The organism is Bacteroides sp. OF03-11BH (assembly GCF_003604005.1).
In the GTDB taxonomy this organism is placed as follows: Bacteria; Bacteroidota; Bacteroidia; order Bacteroidales; family Bacteroidaceae; genus Bacteroides; species Bacteroides ovatus.
The window spans coordinates 208,454-223,993 of sequence record NZ_QTMW01000005.1 but is presented as its reverse complement, the minus strand read 5'-3'; the positions used below and the strand labels follow the sequence as shown (position 1 = coordinate 223,993).

Genomic DNA, 15,540 nt, shown 5'->3' with positions numbered 1-15,540 from the left:
AATTAATTATTATTTAGAATACAATTCAACGATCAAATGTTCTTTAATGTTCTCAGGAATGTCTGCTCTTTCAGGTATGTGCAACATTTTACCAACCTTAGAAGCTTCGTCCCATTCCAACCAAGCATACTTGCTATGATTGAAACCTGCAAGAGAATTAGCAATTACTTCCAAAGATTTAGATCTTTCACGAACACCAATCAATTGTCCTGGTTTTACTGCAAATGAAGGGATGTTTACCACTTCACCATCTACAGTAATGTGCTTGTGACTAACCAACTGACGAGCAGCAGCACGTGTAGGAGCAATTCCCAAACGGAATACTACGTTGTCAAGACGGCCTTCCAGCAATTGAAGGAGTACCTCACCGGTAATACCTTTAGCAGTAGCTGCTTTTTCAAACAAATTGCGGAATTGTTTTTCTAAAACTCCATAGGTGTATTTAGCTTTCTGCTTTTCACGAAGTTGCACACCATATTCAGAAGTTTTTCTTTTTCTTGAATTACCATGTTGTCCGGGAGGATAGTTCTTCTTTGACAAAACTTTGTCAGCTCCAAAGATTCCTTCACCGAATTTACGGGCGATTCTCGATTTTGGTCCAGTATATCTAGCCATTTCTTTTAAATATTTAATTGTTTATTCATGAACTTAATTTGTTGCAGCCGCGATTACAGAGAGAAATTAAATGTAATCCAAAAACAAAATCAAGATCATTGTGTAAGTTAAAGGTAAATTAAACTCTACGTCTTTTCGGAGGACGACAACCATTATGTGGAAGCGGAGTCACGTCAATGATTTCAGTAACTTCGATACCAGCACCGTGGATAGTTCTAATAGCAGACTCACGTCCGTTACCTGGACCCTTCACATATGCTTTTACCTTTCTCAGGCCAAGATCGAATGCAATCTTTGCACAATCCTGGGCAGCCATCTGCGCTGCATAAGGAGTATTCTTTTTAGAACCTCTAAATCCCATTTTACCAGCAGATGACCAAGAGATAATCTGCCCTTCACTGTTTGCAAGAGAAACAATAATATTGTTGAAAGATGAATGAACATGCAACTGTCCATTAGCGTCTACTTTCACATTTCTCTTTTTAGCTGCAACTGTTTTTTTTGCCATATCAACAATTATTATTTAGTAGCTTTTTTCTTATTAGCAACGGTTTTCTTTCTACCTTTACGAGTACGTGCATTGTTCTTAGTGCTCTGACCTCTAACAGGCAGACCAATACGGTGACGTACACCACGATAGCAACCAATATCCATTAATCGCTTAATGTTCAATTGGATTTCAGAACGAAGATCACCTTCCACTTTATACTCTGCACCGATAATCTCACGAATCTTAGCAGCTTGATCATCTGTCCAGTCTTTAACCTTCAGATCTTTATCTACACCAGCTTTATCTAAAATTTTTGCTGAACTACTGCGACCTATTCCATATACATAGGTCAACGCAATTTCACCTCTTTTGTTCTGAGGTAAATCTACACCAACTATTCTTATAGCCATATACTTAATTATTTTTTTTGCAAAAATAACAAATTATCCTTGACGTTGTTTATACTTAGGATTTTTCTTGTTAATAACATACAAACGGCCATTACGTCTAACGATCTTACATTCTGGCGTGCGTTTCTTTAATGATGCTCTTACTTTCATATCTTATTTTATTTATATCTAAACACAATTCTTCCTTTCGATAAGTCGTAAGGAGACATTTCGACTCTCACTTTATCTCCCGGCAAAATCTTGATGTAATGCATCCGCATCTTACCTGAAATATGTGCAGTAATCTCATGTCCGTTTTCTAATTCAACACGAAACATTGCATTTGACAATGCTTCAACTATAACTCCATCTTGTTCTATTGCAGATTGCTTTGCCATATTATATTGCTTTATCTCCTAAAACTTCTTCTATGAATTTGAATGAAGACAAAATATCAGCTTCACCAGCTCCAACAGCTATCGTATGTTCAAAATGTGCAGCACATTTACGATCTCTGGTCCTCACAGTCCATCCATCACGTTCCATAATCACTTGTCGATCTCCCAATGTTATCATCGGCTCTATCGCTATGCAAAGGCCTCTTTTCATCAAAGGTCCATATCCTCTTTTACCATAATTAGGCACTTGAGGATCTTCGTGCATCTCTTTACCAATGCCATGACCAACAAACTCACGCACTACACCATAAGAGTGAGACTCACAATATTGCTGAATAGCATACCCGATGTCTCCGATTCTTTTGCCTTGCACTGCGTTCTGAATGCCAATATATAACGCTTCTTTAGTTACCTTCAACAAGTTACGAATTTCTTCGTCCACCTCTCCTACACAAAAAGTATAAGCAGAATCACCACAAAAACCATTCATGTAAGTTCCGCAATCCACTGATACGATATCGCCATCTTTCAGTACAATATCCCCTGGGATTCCATGTACAACCTGTTCATTAACAGAAGTACAAAGAGATGCGGGAAATGGTTCTCCATATTGATTCGGAAATCCTTTGAAAGTTGGAGTTGCCCCATGATCTCTAATGAACTCTTCAGCAACTTTATCCAACTCACGTGTAGTTACACCAGGCTTCACCAGTTTGGCAACCTCTGCAAGAGTTTTACCAACAAGCAGGTTACTCTGACGGAGCAATTCTATTTCATCTTCTGTTTTAAGAAATATCATTTCTAATCTAAAGAATTAATATGCCGCTACACCAGCGCGTCCTTTAATACGACCAGACTTCAACAGACCATCATAGTGTCTCATCAACAAATGACTTTCAACCTGTTGCAGTGTATCAAGAACAACACCTACAAGAATTAACAAAGATGTACCGCCGAAGAATTGAGCAAATCCTGCTTGCACTCCGAATATACCGGCAAAAGCAGGCATAATAGCAACTAAAGCCAAGAAGAAAGAACCCGGCAAAGTAATACGAGACATTATATCATCAATATACTCTGCTGTTTTCTTTCCCGGTTTAATACCAGGGATGAAACCATTATTTCTCTTCATATCCTCAGCCATCTGAGTCGGATTAATTGTAATTGCAGTATAGAAATATGTAAATAATATAATCATTACCGCAAAAACAAAATTATACCAGAAACTTGTATGATCTGTAAACGCATGCAAGAAACCGCCCGCATCATTTACATTTGAAAAACCGATAAACGTAATTGGAATAAACATGATTGCCTGAGCAAAAATGATAGGCATAACACCAGCAGCATTCACTTTCAAAGGAATGTATTGTCTAGCACCACCATATTGCTTGTTACCAACAATTCTTTTTGCATACTGTACAGGAATCTTTCTTGTACCTTGTACCAAAAGAATAGCAGCACCAATCACTAATAACAAGAATACGATTTCAATTATAAACATGATCAAACCACCACTCTTATTTGCTACTCTGGATACAACTTCTTGCAACAAAGCATCAGGGAAACGAGCGATAATACCAATCAAGATGATAAATGAAATACCGTTACCAATACCTTTATCAGTAATTCTTTCACCAAGCCACAAAATAAACATACTACCTGCTGCCAAAATAATGGTAGAGGTAACCATAAACAGAGTCCAATCTAATGAAGCATTTAAGGAAGGGCCAGCCTGCATTTTAAGATTGAGCAAATAAGAAGGGGCCTGAACTAACAATATAGCAATCGTCAAATAACGAGTATATTGATTCATTTTTCTTCTGCCGCTCTCACCTTCGCGTTGCAGCTTCTGGAAATACGGCACAGCGATTCCCAACAACTGGATTACGATAGATGCAGAGATATAAGGCATGATTCCTAATGCAAAAATAGAGGCATTAGAAAATGCTCCTCCAGAGAACATATTTAACAAGGCTAAAAGGCCTTCACTTGTTTGTTCGTGCAATTTTGCCAGCATTGCCGGATTGATACCTGGTAATACGACATATGATCCGAAACGGTAAATTGCCACAAACAATATGGTGATGAGGATCCGCTGTCTCAGATCCTCAATCTTCCATATATTCTTTAATGTTTCAATAGCTTTTCTCATTGAATCAGAGTTTTACTACAGTTCCACCAGCAGCTTCAATAGCAGCAGTTGCAGTCTTAGAGAATGCATGAGCTTCTACTTCCAGCTTGTTAGTCAGAGTTCCGTTACCCAATACTTTTACCAACTGATTTGAAGATATAAATCCTGCTTCGATAAAGTCGTTTACACCAATTTTTGCCAAGCTCTTAGCTTCAGCAAGTTTCTGGATAGTATCCAGATTGATGGCTTTATATTCTACACGATTGATATTCTTGAAACCAAATTTAGGAACTCGACGTTGAAGAGGCATCTGACCACCTTCAAAACCGATCTTCTTAGAGTATCCAGATCTTGATTTAGCTCCCTTATGACCTCTTGTAGAAGTACCGCCTAAGCCAGAACCAGTTCCACGTCCAATTCTTTTTCTTGTCTTAGTAGATCCCTCTGCAGGTTTTAAATTACTTAAGTTCATATTGTAATTTCGTTTTATTATTCAACAAATAATTACTTAACAATGGCAACCAAGTGTTTTACTTTATCTACCATCCCAAGAATTGAAGGAGTGCTTTCGTGTTCAACCACACGGTTCAGTTTACGAAGTCCCAGTGCATCGAGAGTTCTTTTCTGATCAGCTGGAGCACCAATTCTACTTTTAACTTGTTTAATCTTTATAGTTGACATATCTCCTCCTTATCCTCTAAATACTTTTTCAACACTAATACCTCTGTTCTGAGCAACCATTCTTGCATCACGCATTTCACTTAAAGCTTCGATTGTAGCTTTAACAAGGTTGTGCGGATTTGAAGAACCTTTAGATTTAGCCAAAACGTCAGTAACACCAACACTCTCCAATACAGCACGCATAGCACCACCAGCTACAACACCAGTTCCGTGAGATGCAGGTTTGATGAATACTTCAGCACCACCAAATCTAGCTGATTGTTCATGAGGAACAGTACCTTTCAAAATAGGCACTTTCACCAGGTTCTTTTTAGCTGATTCAACACCTTTAGCGATAGCAGCTGTTACTTCACCTGCTTTACCAAGTCCCCAACCAATGATACCTTCTTCGTTACCTACAACAACGATTGCAGAGAAACTAAAAGTTCTACCACCTTTGGTAACTTTAGTAACACGATTAATAGCAACTAATCTATCTTTCAGTTCTATATCGTTAGTAATCTTAACTCTATTATTAACTCCTGCCATAATGATTAAAATTTAAGTCCACCGTTACGAGCAGCATCAGCTACTTCTTTTACTCTCCCATGATACAAGTAACCATTACGGTCGAAAACAACAGTAGTTATACCTGCTTCCTGAGCCTTTTTAGCAATCATTTCACCCACTTTAGCAGCTTGTTCTTTTTTAGCAACTTTATCAGTCAAACCTAAAGAAGAAGCGGCAGCCAGTGTCTTACCAGAAAGATCATCGATAATCTGGACATAAATTTGCTTGTTACTTCTAAATACACTCATACGCGGACATTCAGTAGTACCTGAAATTTTGTTGCGTACTCTATATTTGATCTTAACTCGTCTTTCTATTTTTGTTGTCATAATAATCTAATTTTATATGAATTACTTAGCGCCGGCTGATTTACCAGACTTTCTACGAATTACTTCGCCAACAAACTTAATACCTTTACCCTTGTATGGTTCAGGCTTACGGAAAGAACGTATTTTAGAGCAAACTTGACCAAGCAATTGTTTGTCACACGATTCCAATATAATAAGAGGATTCTTATTTCTTTCAGACTTAGTTTCAACTTTTACCTCAGCAGGTAATTGAATGAAAATATTGTGTGTATAACCTAAAGCAAGCTCAATGATGTTACCTTGGTTAGAAGCACGATAACCTACACCAACAAGTTCCAGTTCCTTCTTGTATCCTTCAGATACGCCCACAACCATGTTGTGAACCAAAGAACGATACAAACCGTGGAAAGCATGTTTTTGCTTTGGGTTATCAAGCATTTCTTTATCGTTTTCTGTTAAAGTTACGTGTCCGTCTTCAATGGCAACATTGATAGCAGGATTCACATATTGGCTCATTTCGCCTTTGGGTCCCTTTACGGTAACCACATTATCCTTCAGAGTGACTGTCACTCCAGCAGGGATACTAATGGGTAATTTTCCTATTCTTGACATTCTAATTCCTCCTAATTAATATACATAACACAAGACTTCACCACCGATCTTCAGTTCTGCAGCCTCTTTGTTAGTCATTACACCTTTGGAAGTAGATATTATAGCAATACCCAACCCATTAATAACACGCGGCATATCTTTGTAACCAGTATACTTACGCATACCCGGAGAAGATATTCTTTCTAACTTTTTGATTGCGTTAACTTTGTTAACAGAATCATACTTCAAGGCAACCTTAATAGTTCCTTGAGGACCATCTTCTACAAACTTATAATTAAGAATGTAGCCTTTTTCAAAAAGAATCTTAGTGATTTCTTTTTTCAAATTCGAAGCGGGAACTTCAACAACTCTGTGCTTTGCACCAATCGCGTTCCGCAACCTCGTTAAATAATCTGCTATTGGATCAGTCATATAAAAATAAATTAAATTAATCAGGACTACCCTGACAATATTTAAACAATAATTACCAGCTTGCTTTTTTTACGCCTGGGATCAGTCCGTTAGATGCCATCTCACGGAATTGAATTCTCGAAATTCCGAATTGACGAATATAACCTTTAGGACGTCCAGTCAGTTTGCAACGGTTGTGCATACGAATCGGATTAGAATTCTTTGGCAACTCTTGCAACTTCTGTGCAGCTTCAAAAGCATCAGCAGGATCACCTGTTCTTACGATTTGCTTCAAAGCAGCTCTTCTTTCGGCGTATTTGGCTACTAATTTAGCACGTTTTACTTCACGTGCTTTCATTGATTCCTTTGCCATATCTATTAGTCTTTTTTAGCGTTTTTAAAAGGTAAACCGAATTCCTTCAGCAAAGCATAACCTTCTTCATCTGTTTCCGCAGAGGTTACAAAGGTAATATTCATTCCGAGAATTCTTGTAATACTATCGATATTTATTTCAGGGAAAATGATTTGTTCCTGAATACCAAGGGTATAGTTACCTTTACCATCAAACTTACTTTCGATACCTTTGAAGTCACGAATACGAGGAAGAGCTACACGAACCAATTTTTCAAGGAATTCGTACATTCTTTCACGACGTAAAGTTACCATAACACCAATCGGCATTTTTTTACGCAACTTAAAGTTTGCGATATCTTTACGAGAAATGGTAGCTACAGCTTTCTGACCTGTGATAGCTGTCATTTCATTGATTGCAACTTCGATAATCTTCTTATCAGCAACAGCCATACCTAACCCTTGATTGATAACAATCTTCTTAAGTACGGGTACCTGCATTGTAGAAGAATACTGGAACTGTGATTTCAATGCAGGTGCTATACGCTCTGCATATTCTTTCTTAAGACTAGCAGTATTACTCATTACTTAATCTCCTCTCCTGATTTTTTAGAATAACGCACTAAAGTTCCTTCCGAACTCTTTTTTCTCCCAATACGCGTTGCTTTACCAGTTTTTGGATCAACCGGGTTCAAGTTTGAAATGTGGATAGAAGCTTCCTGCTTCACGATACCACCTTGCGGATTCTTAGCATTCGGTTTTGTGCTTTTAGATACCATATTGATACCTTCTACAAATGCACGTCCTTCTTTAACAAGAACCTTCAATACACGACCAGTTTTGCCCTTATCTTCGCCAGCATTTACGTAAACTGTATCGCCTTTTTTAATATGTAATTTACTCATTACTTAAATCTTTTACAAATTAAAGTACCTCAGGCGCAAGTGACACAACTTTCATGTTTGTAGCACGAAGTTCTCTTGCTACAGGACCGAAAATACGACTACCTCTAATTTCACCTGCATTATTCAACAACACGCAAGCATTATCATCAAAACGTATATAAGAACCATCAGGACGACGGATTTCTTTCTTTGTACGTACAATCAAAGCCTTTGATACTGCACCTTTTTTAACATCACTAGAAGGGATAACACTCTTCACTGAAACTACAATGACATCCCCCACTGAAGCATAACGACGACCTGTACCACCCAAAACGCGGATACACAACGCCTCTTTCGCTCCACTGTTATCACATACTGTAAGTCTGGATTCTACTTGTATCATAATTACTTAGCTCTTTCAATTATTTCTACTAATCTCCATCTTTTAGTCTTGCTCAAAGGACGAGTTTCCATGACGCTTACAGTATCACCGATATTGCATTCATTCTTTTCATCGTGAGCATGGTACTTCTTCGTTTTACTAACGAACTTACCATATATAGGGTGTTTTTCCTTAAATTTGGCAGCAACTGTGATGGTCTTATCCATCTTATTGCTCAACACAACCCCTGTTCTTTCTTTTCTTAAATTTCTTGCTTCCATCAAGCTGATCATTTATTGTTAAGTTCTCTTTCGCGCAATTCTGTTTTCATACGCGCAATAGTCCTGCGTAATTGTTTGATTTGAGCAGGATTTTCCAAAGGAGAAATAGAATGATTAATAACCATTTGGTTATAATTAGCTGTTTCCGCCTCTACTCTTTCTACTAAATCATTAGTAGTCATTTCTTTTATTTCTGCAATTTTCATAACACTTACGCATTTTGATTTTGAATATCATAATCACGTCTTACGACAAACTTCGTTGTAATAGGAAGCTTTTGAGCAGCTAAGCGCAATGCTTCTTTCGCGATTTCGTAAGATACTCCTTCAGCTTCAATAATGATTCTACCTGGAGTCACAGGAGCCACAAATCCCTCTGGAGCACCTTTACCTTTACCCATACGTACATCGGCAGGTTTTCTAGTGATCGGTTTATCCGGGAATATACGGATCCAGATCTGTCCTTGACGTTGCATATATCTTGTTACTGCAATACGAGCAGCTTCGATCTGACGGCCTGTAATCCACTTAGTCTCCAAAGCCTTTATGCCAAAAGAACCAAAGGCCAGCTGGTTGCCTCTCTGGGCATTACCTTTCTGACGACCTTTTTGTTGTCTTCTGAATTTTGTCTTTTTCGGTTGTAACATAGTTTCCTAAAATTCAAATTCGTTTAGCGATTATTTTTCTTTCTTTTGAAGTTCTTTCCGCCGTTGTTTCCACTATTGTTTCCACGACCACTTTCTTTGCTTTGTGTAAAGTTCGGAGCCAATTCTTTCTTACCAAACACTTCACCTCTACAAATCCAAACTTTGATACCTAAAAGACCTACTTTAGTCAATGCTTCTGCATGACAGTAGTCGATATCAGCTCTGAAAGTGTGCAACGGAGTTCTTCCTTCTTTATACATTTCAGAACGGGCCATTTCAGCTCCATTCAAACGTCCTGAAATCTGAATTTTGATACCTTCAGCACCCATACGCATTGTGTTTGCGATAGCCATTTTGATGGCACGGCGATAGGCAATTTTACCTTCAACCTGACGAGCGATGTTGTTAGCAACAATCACAGCATCCAGTTCCGGTCTCTTCACTTCAAAGATATTGATTTGAATATCTTTGTCGGTAACCTTCTTCAACTCCTCTTTTAACTTATCAACTTCTTGGCCACCTTTACCGATAATAATACCCGGGCGAGCAGTGCAAACAGTAATAGTAACGAGCTTCAGCGTACGTTCAATTACGATTCTTGATACACTTGCTTTTGCAAGTCTTGCATTAAGATATTTACGGATTTTGCTATCTTCCAGCAAAGAATCACCGTAATCATTTCCACCATACCAGTTAGAATCCCATCCTCTGATAATTCCTAAACGGTTGCTTATTGGATTAACTTTTTGTCCCATCTACCTTAATTTTGATCTTCGTTATTACTTTTAGCACCAACGAACAATGTTACGTGATTTGAACGTTTGCGAATTCTATAACCTCTACCCTGTGGTGCCGGTCTCATTCTTTTGAGTGTAGCTCCACCATCAACAAAAATCTGTGTTACGAACAACTCGCCACTTTCCGCTTTACGTTCGTTTTTCTGTTCCCAGTTAGCAATTGCAGAGCGAAGCAATTTTTCCACTCTTGCAGCAGCTTCTTTTGAAGAAAATTTCAAAACACCAAGTGCTCTGTTCACTTCCATACCACGGATCATGTCTGCAACCAGACGCATCTTACGCGGAGAAGTAGGAACATTTTGCAATTTTGCAAAATACATGGTCTTAAGGGCTTCTTTTCTCTTTTCAGCCGATATTTTTTTTCTTGCTCCCATTATTATTTATTACTTTATTATTTCAAATAAATCCTGTTATCTTTTCTTGTTACCAGCGTGTCCTCTGAATGTACGAGTTGGAGCAAATTCGCCCAACTTGTGTCCTACCATATTCTCGGTAACATAAACAGGAATAAATTTATTTCCATTGTGAACTGCAACTGTATGGCCTACAAAATCAGGCGAAATCATTGAAGCTCTGGCCCAAGTCTTTACTACGACTTTCTTACCTGATTCATTCATGGCAAGAATTCTCTTTTCAAGCTTAACGTTAATATATGGACCTTTTTTTAATGAACGACTCATAGTTTACTCAATTAATCAGATTACTTTTTTCTTCTCTCAATAATGTACTTAGACGACTGTTTCTTAGGAGCTCTAGTCTTAAGTCCCTTAGCGTACAATCCCTTACGTGATCTTGGGTGACCTCCAGAAGCACGTCCTTCACCACCACCCATCGGGTGATCAACCGGGTTCATTACAACACCACGGTTACGAGGACGACGTCCTTGCCAACGAGAACGTCCAGCTTTACCTGAACTTTCCAATCCATGATCAGAGTTACCTACACTACCGATAGTAGCTTTACAAGTGCTAAGAATCTGTCTAACTTCACCTGAAGGCAACTTAATTACACAATACTTACCCTCACGAGAAGTCAACTGAGCAAAGTTACCAGCTGAACGAACCAGAGCAGCACCCTGTCCCGGACGTAATTCGATATTGTGAATCACAGTACCCACCGGAATGTTTTGAAGAGGAAGAGCATTACCAATCTCTGGCGCTGCTGTTTCACCTGACATCAGAGTCGCACCAACTTGCAATCCATTGGGAGCAATAATATATCTTTTTTCTCCATCAGCGTAAAATAACAGAGCGATACGAGCCGAACGATTCGGATCGTATTCAATTGTTTTAACTACTGCTGGAACACCGTCCTTATTTCTCTTGAAATCAACAATTCTAATCACCTTTCTATGACCGCCACCAATGTAGCGCATAGTCATCTTACCTTCGCTGTTACGACCTCCAGATGATTTCTTACCATATACAAGAGACTTTTCTGGTACTGATGCAGTAATTTCTTCGAAAGTACCAATAATTTTATGTCTTTGCCCCGGTGTTGTGGGCTTAAATTTACGTACTGCCATTTTTATTAAATATTGCTATAAAAATCAATAGTATCTCCTTCTTTCAATGTCACGATTGCTTTTTTGAAAGCATTCGTACGACCATTGATGATACCTGCTTTGGTATAACGGCTCTTATTTTTGCCAGCATACTTCACAGTATTCACATCAACTACTGTAACATTATAAAGAGCTTCAATTTCCTTCTTAATTTCCAGTTTGTTAGCTTCAGGACGTACAACAAAGCCGAAACGATTCAGCTTATCTGTGATTGCAGTCATCTTTTCTGTTACCAACGGTTTAATAATAATTCCCATTATTTAAGCCTCCTTTTTAAATTAAGATATTGTCAATAGCCTTCAGAGAGTTTTCAGTAAGCACAACAACCCCAGCATTCAATACTCTGTAAGTATTTAATCCCGAGATAGTCTGCACATTAGCACCCTCAATGTTACGAGCTGACAAATATACGTTTTTATTTGCTTCCGGTAAAATTACAAGTAGCTTTTTATCGGAAACTTTAAGATTTTTTGTCATTGCAACGAAATCTTTTGTCTTAGGAGCTTCAAATGTGAAATCCTCAACGACAACGATTGCATCGTTTTGAGCTTTATAAGACAAAGCTGACTTACGAGCCAATGTCTTAACTTTTTTATTCAACTTGAAAAAGTAGTCTCTTGGCTTCGGACCAAAAACGCGGGCACCACCTACAAGAACCGGTGAGTTCATATCACCACGACGAGCTCCACCACCACCTTTCTGGCGGCCGATCTTACGAGTTGAACCACTGATTTCACTTCTTTCTTTTGACTTATGAGTACCCTGACGCTGATTAGCCATAAATTGTTTTACGTCCAAATAGATAGCGTGGTCGTTGGGCTCAATTCCGAAGATAGATTCGTTTAACGTAACCTTTCTCCCAGTGTCTTCACCTTTAATGTTATATACGTTAACTTCCATTATTTCTCAATTAATACGATTGAACCTTTGCAACCCGGGATAGAACCTTTAATCAAAAGAAGGTTATGATCCGCGATTACTTTTAATACCTGCAAGTTTTGTACAGTGACTCTGTCACCACCAAGTTGTCCACCCATGCGCATTCCCTTGAATACTTTTGCAGGGTAAGAACAAGCACCAATAGAACCCGGTTTACGAGCGCGGTTGTGCTGTCCGTGAGTAGCCTGACCCACACCACCAAAACCATGTCTTTTTACTACACCCTGGAAACCTTTACCTTTAGAAGTTCCAACAACGTCAACAAAGTTAGCATCGTTAAACATCTCTACGGTAATAGTATCACCCAGATTCAAATCTGTTCCAAATTCTTTGAACTCAGCCAAGTGTCTCTTCGGTGTTACTCCTGCTCTTTTAAAATGTCCCATCAACGGTTTAGTTGTATGTTTTTCCTTTTTGTCCTGGAAACCCAACTGAACAGCTGCATAGCCATCTTTTTCTACAGTTTTAACTTGAGTAACAACACAAGGACCTGCTTCGATAACAGTGCATGGTACATTTTTACCATCGGCACTGAAAACGGATGTCATTCCGATTTTTTTTCCTAATAATCCTGGCATTTCACTAATTTTTAATTATCAAACTTTAATTTCTACTTCCACACCACTTGGCAATTCCAACTTCATCAGAGCATCTACTGTCTTAGCTGTTGAGCTATAGATGTCGATCAATCTCTTATAAGAAGAGAGTTCAAATTGCTCACGAGACTTTTTGTTTACGAAAGTCGAACGGTTCACAGTAAAGATACGCTTGTGCGTAGGCAGAGGTATCGGACCGCTAACAATAGCACCTGTAGCTTTTACAGTTCTTACAATTTTCTCAGCTGACTTGTCAACCAAGTTGTGGTCGTAAGATTTCAATTTAATTCTAATTTTCTGACTCATTATTTTTTTTTTAATTAATACATTTATAATAAGATAAAGCGGCAGGCTAAGAGTCATTCGCTAGCCTGCTGCTTTAGATATTTTAGAGTAAATCAGCACGTCCTTTTACTTCTTCCAATACAGCCTTGGCAATAGAAGAAGAAACCTGAGCGTGATGAGAGTAAGTCATTGATGAAGTTGCACGACCAGAAGTGATAGTACGTAAAGCTGTTACATAACCAAACATTTCTGCCAGCGGAACCATCGCTTTCACGATACGGGCACCAGAACGACTAGATTCCATACCTTCAACCTGTCCACGACGTTTGTTCAAGTCACCGATAACATCACCCATATTCTCTTCCGGAGTTACAACTTCCAGCTTCATGATAGGTTCCATCAAAACAGGACCTGCCTTAGCACATGCATTTTTATAAGCCTGCATTGCACAGATTTCGAATGACAACTGATCAGAGTCAACCGGATGGAATGAACCATCAACCAAAGTAACTTTCAATGAATCCAGCGGATAACCTGCCAAAACACCACTCTTCATAGCATTCGTAAAGCCTTTCTGAACAGCAGGAATAAATTCCTTAGGAATGTTACCACCTTTCACTTCGTCAACAAACTGCAAACCACCCAAAGTGAAATCTGCATCAGCCGGACCAATATTCACGATGATATCAGCAAACTTACCACGCCCACCAGATTGCTTCTTATATACTTCACGCAAATTAACTGTCTTCGTGATAGCTTCTTTGTAGTTAACCTGCGGCTTACCCTGGTTACATTCTACCTTGAACTCACGTTTCAAACGATCAATAATGATATCCAAGTGAAGCTCACCCATACCAGAAATAACCGTCTGACCTGTCTGTTCGTCTGTCTTCACAGTAAACGTCGGATCTTCTTCAGCCAATTTAGCCAAACCGTTAGACAGCTTATCCATATCCTTCTGCGTCTTAGGTTCTACAGCGATACCGATAACTGGTTCCGGGAAGTCCATAGATTCAAGTACGATCGGAGCGTTTTCATCACACAAAGTATCACCAGTGTGAATATCCTTAAAGCCTACACCTGCGCCGATATCACCAGCACCGATTACTTCAACCGGATTCTGTTTGTTAGAGTGCATCTGGAACAGACGAGAAACGCGTTCTTTCTTACCAGAGCGAGAGTTGTAGATATAAGAACCTGCTTCAATTTTACCTGAATAAACACGGAAGAAAGTCAAACGACCTACATATGGGTCAGTTGCGATCTTAAATGCTAAAGCTGATGTTTTTTCATCATCACTTGGTTTACGATCTTCTTCAGCTCCAGTATTAGGATTTGTACCTATTACATTCTCTGTATCAAGCGGAGAAGGCAAAAAAGCACAAACATAGTCAAGCAATGTCTGAACACCTTTGTTCTTGAAAGAAGACCCACAAAGCATGGGGACTACGGCCATCTGAACTGTTGCATTGCGAAGAGCTCTCAACACTTCTTCTTCAGTAATAGTAGAAGGATCATCGAAATATTTCTCCATCAAAGCATCATCAAATTCAGCTACTTTTTCAAGCATCTTGTCTCTCCACTCGTTAGCTTCATCGACAAGTTCTGCCGGAATTTCCTCAACACTGTAGTCAGCACCCATTGTTTCATCGTGCCAATAAATAGCTTTCATTTTGATAAGATCAACAAGACCTTTAAAAGATTCTTCAGCACCAATAGGAACAACAATCGGACACGGATTAGCTCCAAGCACATCCTTCATCTGGCGAACTACTTCAAAGAAGTCTGCACCAGAACGGTCCATCTTATTAACATAAGCAATACGAGGAACGTTATATTTATCAGCTTGACGCCATACAGTTTCTGATTGGGGCTCAACACCACCAACAGCACAATAAGCAGCCACAGCTCCATCAAGGATACGCAATGAACGTTCTACCTCTGCAGTAAAATCAACGTGCCCCGGAGTGTCAATCAAGTTAATTTTATAAGTATCACCAGCATATTTCCATCTTGTTGTTGTAGCAGCAGATGTAATAGTGATACCACGTTCTTGCTCCTGTTCCATCCAGTCCATAGTAGCAGCACCATCATGAACTTCACCTATTTTGTGAGTCAATCCAGTGTAGAACAGGATACGTTCAGAAGTCGTTGTTTTTCCGGCATCGATGTGAGCCATGATACCGATATTACGAGTTAAATGTAAATCATGTTTAGCCATCTTCTAATTCCTTTACTTTAAGTTT

At 38.9% G+C, this 15,540-nt stretch carries 29 protein-coding genes; all 29 read right to left on the bottom strand.

Annotated features, from left to right (window positions below; genetic code table 11):
• Positions 1 to 9: 9 nt before the first annotated feature.
• Entirely contained in the window at positions 10 to 615 is a 606-nt protein-coding gene (gene rpsD, locus DXA54_RS06015) for a 30S ribosomal protein S4 (protein ID WP_004296326.1), read from the bottom strand.
• A 118-nt stretch (positions 616 to 733) separates the two neighbouring features.
• Entirely contained in the window at positions 734 to 1,123 is a 390-nt protein-coding gene (gene rpsK, locus DXA54_RS06010) for a 30S ribosomal protein S11 (RefSeq protein ID WP_004296327.1), read from the bottom strand.
• Positions 1,124 to 1,134: 11 nt separating this feature from the next.
• Complete coding sequence (gene rpsM, locus DXA54_RS06005; RefSeq protein ID WP_004296328.1) at positions 1,135 to 1,515, bottom strand: 30S ribosomal protein S13; 381 nt, start codon at positions 1,513 to 1,515, stop codon at positions 1,135 to 1,137.
• A gap of 33 nt (positions 1,516 to 1,548) precedes the next feature.
• Positions 1,549 to 1,665 carry a type B 50S ribosomal protein L36 gene (gene ykgO / locus DXA54_RS06000; protein ID WP_002558051.1) on the bottom strand — a complete coding sequence of 39 codons (117 nt, stop codon included), beginning with the start codon at positions 1,663 to 1,665 and terminating at the stop codon, positions 1,549 to 1,551.
• 8 nt (positions 1,666 to 1,673) lie between these two features.
• Positions 1,674 to 1,892 (bottom strand): translation initiation factor IF-1, encoded by a 219-nt coding sequence (gene infA / locus DXA54_RS05995; protein ID WP_002558052.1) that lies wholly within the window; start codon positions 1,890 to 1,892, stop codon positions 1,674 to 1,676.
• Between the two features lies 1 nt (position 1,893).
• Complete coding sequence (gene map / locus DXA54_RS05990) at positions 1,894 to 2,691, bottom strand: type I methionyl aminopeptidase (protein WP_004296329.1); 798 nt, start codon at positions 2,689 to 2,691, stop codon at positions 1,894 to 1,896.
• A gap of 15 nt (positions 2,692 to 2,706) precedes the next feature.
• Positions 2,707 to 4,047: a preprotein translocase subunit SecY gene (gene secY, locus DXA54_RS05985; RefSeq protein WP_004296330.1), complete on the bottom strand. Its 1,341-nt coding sequence runs from the start codon at positions 4,045 to 4,047 to the stop codon at positions 2,707 to 2,709.
• Positions 4,048 to 4,051: 4 nt separating this feature from the next.
• The gene (gene rplO / locus DXA54_RS05980) at positions 4,052 to 4,498 is read right to left on the bottom strand and encodes a 50S ribosomal protein L15 (RefSeq protein WP_004296331.1); all 447 of its coding nucleotides are present in this window, start codon (positions 4,496 to 4,498) and stop codon (positions 4,052 to 4,054) included.
• A 32-nt stretch (positions 4,499 to 4,530) separates the two neighbouring features.
• Positions 4,531 to 4,707 (bottom strand): 50S ribosomal protein L30, encoded by a 177-nt coding sequence (gene rpmD / locus DXA54_RS05975; protein WP_004296332.1) that lies wholly within the window; start codon positions 4,705 to 4,707, stop codon positions 4,531 to 4,533.
• A 9-nt stretch (positions 4,708 to 4,716) separates the two neighbouring features.
• On the bottom strand, positions 4,717 to 5,235 hold the full coding sequence (gene rpsE, locus DXA54_RS05970) for a 30S ribosomal protein S5 (RefSeq protein ID WP_004296333.1): 519 nt from the start codon (positions 5,233 to 5,235) through the stop codon (positions 4,717 to 4,719).
• 5 nt (positions 5,236 to 5,240) lie between these two features.
• On the bottom strand, positions 5,241 to 5,585 hold the full coding sequence (gene rplR / locus DXA54_RS05965; protein ID WP_004296334.1) for a 50S ribosomal protein L18: 345 nt from the start codon (positions 5,583 to 5,585) through the stop codon (positions 5,241 to 5,243).
• 21 nt (positions 5,586 to 5,606) lie between these two features.
• Complete coding sequence (rplF, locus tag DXA54_RS05960) at positions 5,607 to 6,176, bottom strand: 50S ribosomal protein L6 (RefSeq protein ID WP_004296335.1); 570 nt, start codon at positions 6,174 to 6,176, stop codon at positions 5,607 to 5,609.
• 15 nt (positions 6,177 to 6,191) lie between these two features.
• The gene (gene rpsH, locus DXA54_RS05955; RefSeq protein WP_004296336.1) at positions 6,192 to 6,587 is read right to left on the bottom strand and encodes a 30S ribosomal protein S8; all 396 of its coding nucleotides are present in this window, start codon (positions 6,585 to 6,587) and stop codon (positions 6,192 to 6,194) included.
• 52 nt (positions 6,588 to 6,639) lie between these two features.
• Positions 6,640 to 6,939 (bottom strand): 30S ribosomal protein S14, encoded by a 300-nt coding sequence (gene rpsN / locus DXA54_RS05950; RefSeq protein WP_004296337.1) that lies wholly within the window; start codon positions 6,937 to 6,939, stop codon positions 6,640 to 6,642.
• Positions 6,940 to 6,944: 5 nt separating this feature from the next.
• Complete coding sequence (rplE, locus tag DXA54_RS05945) at positions 6,945 to 7,502, bottom strand: 50S ribosomal protein L5 (protein WP_004296338.1); 558 nt, start codon at positions 7,500 to 7,502, stop codon at positions 6,945 to 6,947.
• Positions 7,502 to 7,822 (bottom strand): 50S ribosomal protein L24, encoded by a 321-nt coding sequence (rplX, locus tag DXA54_RS05940; RefSeq protein ID WP_004296339.1) that lies wholly within the window; start codon positions 7,820 to 7,822, stop codon positions 7,502 to 7,504. Before rplX ends, rplE begins: the two co-directional genes overlap by 1 nt.
• A gap of 19 nt (positions 7,823 to 7,841) precedes the next feature.
• The gene (rplN, locus tag DXA54_RS05935) at positions 7,842 to 8,207 is read right to left on the bottom strand and encodes a 50S ribosomal protein L14 (protein WP_004296340.1); all 366 of its coding nucleotides are present in this window, start codon (positions 8,205 to 8,207) and stop codon (positions 7,842 to 7,844) included.
• A gap of 2 nt (positions 8,208 to 8,209) precedes the next feature.
• A complete protein-coding gene (rpsQ, locus tag DXA54_RS05930) occupies positions 8,210 to 8,479 on the bottom strand; it encodes a 30S ribosomal protein S17 (protein WP_120079095.1) in 270 nt (89 codons plus the stop codon).
• On the bottom strand, positions 8,476 to 8,673 hold the full coding sequence (gene rpmC / locus DXA54_RS05925; RefSeq protein WP_004296342.1) for a 50S ribosomal protein L29: 198 nt from the start codon (positions 8,671 to 8,673) through the stop codon (positions 8,476 to 8,478). Before rpmC ends, rpsQ begins: the two co-directional genes overlap by 4 nt.
• A gap of 5 nt (positions 8,674 to 8,678) precedes the next feature.
• The gene (gene rplP / locus DXA54_RS05920) at positions 8,679 to 9,113 is read right to left on the bottom strand and encodes a 50S ribosomal protein L16 (protein WP_004291234.1); all 435 of its coding nucleotides are present in this window, start codon (positions 9,111 to 9,113) and stop codon (positions 8,679 to 8,681) included.
• A 23-nt stretch (positions 9,114 to 9,136) separates the two neighbouring features.
• Positions 9,137 to 9,868, bottom strand: coding sequence for a 30S ribosomal protein S3 (rpsC, locus tag DXA54_RS05915; protein WP_004296343.1), 732 nt, complete (start codon positions 9,866 to 9,868; stop codon positions 9,137 to 9,139).
• A 5-nt stretch (positions 9,869 to 9,873) separates the two neighbouring features.
• The gene (rplV, locus tag DXA54_RS05910) at positions 9,874 to 10,284 is read right to left on the bottom strand and encodes a 50S ribosomal protein L22 (protein WP_004296344.1); all 411 of its coding nucleotides are present in this window, start codon (positions 10,282 to 10,284) and stop codon (positions 9,874 to 9,876) included.
• Between the two features lie 36 nt (positions 10,285 to 10,320).
• Positions 10,321 to 10,590: a 30S ribosomal protein S19 gene (gene rpsS / locus DXA54_RS05905; protein WP_004296345.1), complete on the bottom strand. Its 270-nt coding sequence runs from the start codon at positions 10,588 to 10,590 to the stop codon at positions 10,321 to 10,323.
• Positions 10,591 to 10,610: 20 nt separating this feature from the next.
• The gene (gene rplB / locus DXA54_RS05900; protein WP_004296346.1) at positions 10,611 to 11,435 is read right to left on the bottom strand and encodes a 50S ribosomal protein L2; all 825 of its coding nucleotides are present in this window, start codon (positions 11,433 to 11,435) and stop codon (positions 10,611 to 10,613) included.
• Positions 11,436 to 11,440: 5 nt separating this feature from the next.
• A complete protein-coding gene (gene rplW / locus DXA54_RS05895; RefSeq protein ID WP_004296347.1) occupies positions 11,441 to 11,731 on the bottom strand; it encodes a 50S ribosomal protein L23 in 291 nt (96 codons plus the stop codon).
• A gap of 16 nt (positions 11,732 to 11,747) precedes the next feature.
• Positions 11,748 to 12,374 carry a 50S ribosomal protein L4 gene (gene rplD, locus DXA54_RS05890; RefSeq protein WP_004296348.1) on the bottom strand — a complete coding sequence of 209 codons (627 nt, stop codon included), beginning with the start codon at positions 12,372 to 12,374 and terminating at the stop codon, positions 11,748 to 11,750.
• Positions 12,374 to 12,991 (bottom strand): 50S ribosomal protein L3, encoded by a 618-nt coding sequence (gene rplC / locus DXA54_RS05885; RefSeq protein WP_004296349.1) that lies wholly within the window; start codon positions 12,989 to 12,991, stop codon positions 12,374 to 12,376. Before rplC ends, rplD begins: the two co-directional genes overlap by 1 nt.
• An 18-nt stretch (positions 12,992 to 13,009) precedes the next feature.
• Positions 13,010 to 13,315, bottom strand: a complete 306-nt coding sequence (gene rpsJ / locus DXA54_RS05880; protein WP_002558075.1) for a 30S ribosomal protein S10 — start codon at positions 13,313 to 13,315, stop codon at positions 13,010 to 13,012.
• Between the two features lie 82 nt (positions 13,316 to 13,397).
• Entirely contained in the window at positions 13,398 to 15,515 is a 2,118-nt protein-coding gene (gene fusA / locus DXA54_RS05875) for an elongation factor G (protein ID WP_008646328.1), read from the bottom strand.
• Between the last annotated feature and the right edge of the window lie 25 nt (positions 15,516 to 15,540).